General features: G+C 47.2%; 1 tRNA gene. It reads right to left on the bottom strand.

Features of this window, described 5'->3' with window-relative positions:
• Nucleotides 1-165 precede the first annotated feature (165 nt).
• Nucleotides 166-240: transfer RNA gene (locus tag V5P19_RS23120), tRNA-Glu, on the bottom strand.
• Between the last annotated feature and the right edge of the window lie 112 nt (nucleotides 241-352).

Genomic DNA, 352 nt, shown 5'->3' with positions numbered 1-352 from the left:
TCATCATCGTTTTGCGAAAATTTGAGAGACTCGAACACACATTATATGTGTGTCGTTTCAATTTTCAGCTTGATCCAGATTTTTAAAGAGCAAATATCTCAAACATGACTCGAAAGTCAGCTTTGAGATACTGATTGGTTGTGCCTTTCACTCACAGCCAGCAAGTGGCGTCCCCTAGGGGATTCGAACCCCTGTTGCCGCCGTGAAAGGGCGGAGTCCTAACCGCTAGACGAAGGGGACACGATGTGTCGCGACTTCGCAGCCGTCTTGCTCGATACTTTTCATCAGACAATCTGTGTGAGCACTACAAAGGCAGGTTCTTTAAGGTAAGGAGGTGATCCAACCGCAGGTT

The sequence above is a fragment of the Enterobacter sp. UNJFSC 003 genome, from assembly GCF_036903355.1.
Taxonomy (GTDB): Bacteria; Pseudomonadota; Gammaproteobacteria; order Enterobacterales; family Enterobacteriaceae; genus Enterobacter.
The sequence above is the reverse complement of the archived record's forward strand: the minus strand, read 5'-3'. Positions and strand labels throughout refer to the sequence as shown.